This window comes from Bradyrhizobium retamae (assembly GCF_001440415.1).
GTDB lineage: Bacteria > Pseudomonadota > Alphaproteobacteria > Rhizobiales > Xanthobacteraceae > Bradyrhizobium > Bradyrhizobium retamae.
In genome coordinates, this window is record NZ_LLYA01000062.1 from 1 (window position 1) to 3,517 (window position 3,517).

At 62.8% G+C, this 3,517-nt stretch carries 5 protein-coding genes and 1 pseudogene; 5 read left to right on the plus strand and 1 reads right to left on the minus strand.

Annotated features, from left to right (window positions below):
- Positions 1-481, minus strand: a 481-nt coding sequence (locus tag CQ13_RS45455; RefSeq protein ID WP_197427245.1) for a transposase, incomplete at its 3' end; no start/stop codon positions are given.
- Here CQ13_RS45455 and CQ13_RS09255 point away from each other — a divergent pair.
- From CQ13_RS09255 to tnpC, 5 genes and pseudogenes are all read left to right on the plus strand, one after another.
- Positions 398-1,048, plus strand: coding sequence for a tyrosine-type recombinase/integrase (locus tag CQ13_RS09255; protein ID WP_082637390.1), 651 nt, complete (start codon positions 398-400; stop codon positions 1,046-1,048). The two genes, CQ13_RS45455 and CQ13_RS09255, sit on opposite strands and share 84 nt — an antisense overlap.
- Complete coding sequence (locus CQ13_RS45460) at positions 1,045-1,464, plus strand: site-specific integrase (RefSeq protein ID WP_245309111.1); 420 nt, start codon at positions 1,045-1,047, stop codon at positions 1,462-1,464. The genes CQ13_RS09255 and CQ13_RS45460 overlap by 4 nt, the downstream gene beginning before the upstream one ends.
- A 37-nt stretch (positions 1,465-1,501) precedes the next feature.
- Complete coding sequence (locus CQ13_RS45465) at positions 1,502-2,053, plus strand: tyrosine-type recombinase/integrase (protein ID WP_245309112.1); 552 nt, start codon at positions 1,502-1,504, stop codon at positions 2,051-2,053.
- A gap of 68 nt (positions 2,054-2,121) precedes the next feature.
- The gene (gene tnpB, locus CQ13_RS47055) at positions 2,122-2,436 is read left to right on the plus strand and encodes an IS66 family insertion sequence element accessory protein TnpB (protein WP_430649672.1); all 315 of its coding nucleotides are present in this window, start codon (positions 2,122-2,124) and stop codon (positions 2,434-2,436) included.
- Positions 2,437-2,445: 9 nt separating this feature from the next.
- A pseudogene (tnpC, locus tag CQ13_RS09270) lies at positions 2,446-3,441 on the plus strand (IS66 family transposase); the annotation flags it as partial.
- Positions 3,442-3,517 lie beyond the last annotated feature (76 nt).

Here is a 3,517-nt window from a genome sequence, read left to right on the forward strand (position 1 = left end):
TGCGATCATAGCTCATCGCCTTGTGCTTGGACGCGTTCGCCTTGATCTTGGTGCCATCGAGCGCCACGTGCCCGAGCTTCACCAACCCGGCCTTCTCGGCCAGCTTCAACACCTGCGCGAACAGGTCGGCCAGCGCCTTCAGGTGCCGCCGCCGGAACTCTGAGATCGTGCGGAAGTCCGGCGCATCGCCCGCCACGATCATCATGAAATCCGCCCGCTCCACCGCCGCCCTGGCGATCCGCCGCGACGAGTAGATACCGCTCGCGTAGCCGTGCAGAAGCAGCGCCGTCAGCATCCGAGGATCGAACGGCGGCTGCCCCAGCCCGCTTCGGTAGCTGCCTATGATCGCCGATAGATCAAGGCTTTCCCTGACCAGCGACACGATCAGCCGCGAAACGTGGTCCCTCGGCACATAATCCTGCACGCTCGGCGGCAGAAGCTGGGCCTCGTCGATCTTCCAGGGGCGAAATTCCTTGCTCATGGCTGCGCAAGGAATCAGACTCGCTCCCTCTTGACCAGTCACTACTCAGACAGGCTCCTAGCGAGCACAGGGTTGCGATCAGGTGAGGCTCTCAGGCTGGACCGCGCCGACGTCGACCTCGCCGGCGGCATCTTGACCATTCGGAAGACCAAATTCCGCAAGGACCGCCTCGTTCCAGTTCACGCCACGACGCGGACCGCCCTTCGCCAGTATGCGCGTGACCGCGACACAGCCTTTTCTACGCCCAAGGATTGCGCCTTCTTCCTCAGCTCGCGTGGCAATCGGCTGTCTTCGCCCGGCCTGCAAATCGCTTTCGCAGAGACCCGCAAGCTGGCCGGACTCGACAATGGCAAACCCGTCAGACCCCATGATCTCAGACACAGATTCGCAGTAACCCGGCTCGCTCTCTGGCACCAACAGCGAGCCGATGTGCAGGCGCTGTTGCCGTTGCTGGCTACCTATCTCGGCCATGCTTCCTACAGCGACACCGCCTATTACATCACGGGCACGGCGGAACTTCTCGCCCTGGCGGCCGACCGCGCATTCGCCGGAGGCGCCAACTCATGACCGCACCTCCCGCCCTCGCGCCGCTTCTGGAGTCCTTTTTCCGTCATCGCCTCGCCAAGCAGAGGAATGCAACACCCGCAACTATCTCGTGCTATCGCGACGCCCTGCGGTTGCTGATCCTGTTCGCCGCGCGATGCTCGAACAAGAAGCCGGCAGCACTCGTTCTTGAAGATCTCGATCGAGATCTTGTCCTCGCCTTTCTCGATGAGCTCGAAGAGACGCGCAAGAACTCCATCTCGACCCGCAACGCTCGCCTTACAGCGATCCGATCATTCTTCCATCATGTGGCAGCCGACAATCCTGCGTCGTTCGGTGTCGCCAACCGCATTCTAACGATACCCATAAAGCGGGCGCATGTTGAGGTGACCCATCACCTTACTGGCGCCGAAGTGGACGCTCTCATCGACGCCGCCTGACCAGAGAGAGCCGCGCGGCCGGCGTGACCGGGCATTTCTGCTTTTCCTCGCGCGCACCGGCGCCCGGGTTTCCGAAGCTATCGGCGCCAACGCCGCCGATCTTCAGATGGCTCGGCCGGGGTCCCAGGTACTTCTATGCGGCAAGGGGAGGAAGGAACGAATGGTACCTATTCCGCCGGATCTAGTGCACGCATTGACAGCGCTGCTGAAGGAACGAGGTCTCGCCAATCAAGAGGCAAGGCCGCTATTCGTCGGGACGCACGACGAACGTCTGACTCGCTTTGGAGCGACACACATTGTGCGACGCGCCGTCGCCACAGCGACCGCCAGTCGGCCGGAGCTCGCGCGCAAGACTATTTCACCTCACGTCTTCAGGCACTCACTCGCCATGAAGCTTCTCCGATCGGGCGTCGATCTCCTGACCATCCAGGCCTGGCTGGGGCATTCACAGGTCGCCACCACGCACCGCTACGCCGCCGCAGACGTTGAAATGATGCGCCGTGGCCTCGACAAGGCGGGCGTGTCTGGCGCCCACGGCGTTCGCTTTCGTCCCAAGGACGCTGTCCTACAGCTACTGGACAGCATCTAAATATTATGTGGCGGCGAACCCGCAGACTTCGTTGAACGCAAAGGCCCAAGGGGCCCCGCCGCCACATAATCCGTCCCGCCACATATCCATTCAGCGGCGCGCTGTACGTGTTCCGTTCGAAAAGAGCGGACCGGATCAAGGCGGTTTGGTGGGACGGCAGCGGGATCTGCCTGTTTGCCAAGACTCTCGAGGAGACAAAGTTCTGCTGGCCGAAGATTGCGCCGGCTGAACCATGCACAGTTGCTCGCGCTGATCGACGGGCTCGACTGGACGAAGGTGCGTCCGGTGGTTGTGAAGCGCCCGCAATCGGTGGGTTGATAACTTGCGGCGAATTGAATCAGGGCGCTGAAAGGTTTGGAAGATTGGCGGCGACTCTGCTGTGATGGGCGCCGATGACGCCGACCGTTGCAGAGCTTCCGACGACCCTTGCCGATGCCCATGCGCTGATCCTCGCCTTGGCGTCAGAGCGGCAGGCGATCGAGGCCGAGAACAGCCGCATCGTCTCCGAGATTGCAACACTGACTGCGGCGAACGCCGATCTCGCCGCGGTCAACCAGGCGGCCGACGCCCGGATCGTGGAGCTGACGGCGATCGTGAAGATGTTGGAGCGCACGCTTTACGGCACGCGCTCGGAACGTTTGCGCAGCGACAAGCCGAGCGATGAGCAGATCGCCTTCGTATTTGACGAGATCGCCACCGGCGTGGCAGCCATTGAAGCCGAACTGGCCAAGGCAGGCGGCAAGGACGACAAGCCGCAACGCGCGCCGCGGCCGCGCAAGGAGTTCGGCGCGCATTTGGAGCGGGTGGAGATCGTCGTCGAGCCCGAGGTGTCTCCTGGTTGCGAACGCCTGGAGAAGGTTCTGATCGGCGAGGACGTGTCGAAGCGCCTCGACGTGACACCGGCCAAGTTCCGCCTGATCGTGACGCGCCGCCCGAAATACATCTATCGCGATGGCGTAGTGCAGGCGCCGGCGCCGCCGCACCTGATCGAGAGCGGCCTTCCGACCGAAGCGCTTCTCGCTCAGATCGCGGTGGCCAAATATGCCGACGGGCTTCCGCTATACCGGCAGGAAGCGATCTACGCGCGTGACGGCGTCGATCTCAACCGGTCTTTGATGGCGCAACGGATGGGCAAGGTCGGCTTCGAATTGCGGCCGCTCGCCGATTACGTGCTGGAGAAGATCAAGCAGGGGGAGCGGATATTCGCCGATGAGACGACCCTGCCGACACTCGCTCCCGGATCCGGTAAAACGCAAAAGGCCTGGCTGTGGGCGTATGCGCGGGACGACGGCCCCTTCGGCGGCAACGGTCCGCCGATGGTGGCTTATCGCTTCGAGGACAGCCGCGGCAGCGAATGCGTCGAGCGGCATCTGGCGGGCTTTGCCGGCTAATGGAGAGATGAGCATTAACCGGCTAATCGCGAGGTGGCGGTAATGTGAAGGAACGCCGCCGGATGCGGGATTG

What these genes read in the sequence shown, in the direction of transcription:
- CQ13_RS45460 (WP_245309111.1), top strand. Translation starts at nt 1,045, where the DNA reads ATGACCGCACCTCCCGCCCTCGCGCCGCTTCTGGAGTCCTTTTTCCGT.